Consider the following 985-nt stretch of genomic DNA (forward strand, 5'->3'; position numbering starts at 1 on the left):
AAAATCGAAATGGGGCAAGGAATCATTAATGCAATACCCGCAATCATAGCGGAAGAATTAGATTTAGAATGGTCAACTATAGAAATCAAGCTGGCTGACGCGGACACGAAGCATGCCCAACTTCGAACCAGTGGAAGTAGCTCAATCAAGTCACTATGGCTCCCTCTTCGAACTGGGGCTGCAGGTGTCAGGGGCATGCTACTACAAGCAGCAGCCCAAACTTGGGAGGTTGATCAACAAAGTTTAAGCACCAAAAATGGCCAAGTTATAAACCAGCAAACAGGAAAGCACATTAGTTATGGCGACTTGAGTAAGCTGGCCAGCACATTCCACCCCCCTAAAAATCCTGCTCTTAAAAAACCTAGTGAATTTAACTTTATAGGGAACAAAAACCCTAGCCTAAACGTTCACGACATCGTCAAGGGACAGGCACAATATGGTATCGATACTGAGCTGGAAAACTTGCACTATGCTGCAATTACTCACGCCCCCACATTTAAATCAACACTAGCGTCAGTCTCCACTACAAGGCAATTAAGCTCCGGTGTTAAAGGAATAGTAAAGCTAAATAACGCCGTTGCGGTTGTAGCTACGTCCTATTGGCTAGCGAAAAATGTCTTATCAACCTTAAATATTACATGGCACTCCGAAACAGATAATGACCTAAACCAAGCTCAGATAGAAAGAGACTTTATTGATGCCTTAAGTCACACTGGCAAGCTCGTAAAACAATTCGGCAACGCCTTCCCTTCAGGAGAAGGTATCAGTGCTGATTATCACAGCGCGTATCAAGCTCATGCTTGTATGGAGCCGATCAATTGTACCGCCCATATTCACGATGATGGCTGTGACGTATGGGCACCAACTCAACATCCAATGATGGCCCTTGGTGCAGCGAGAGAGGCATACCACACACAACTTGGTAAATGGAGTTCAAAAGTTCTTCGTAAACTTGGAATATCTGATAATGTTAGAGTTCATACCA

The 985-nt window shown here is 44.2% G+C and carries 1 protein-coding gene; it reads left to right on the forward strand.

Translation table 11 applies throughout. The features are described from left to right. Positions 1–985, forward strand: a 985-nt coding sequence (locus A3735_RS05680; RefSeq protein ID WP_156499439.1) for a molybdopterin cofactor-binding domain-containing protein, incomplete at both ends; no start/stop codon positions are given.

The sequence above is a fragment of the Oleiphilus sp. HI0061 genome (assembly GCF_001635675.1).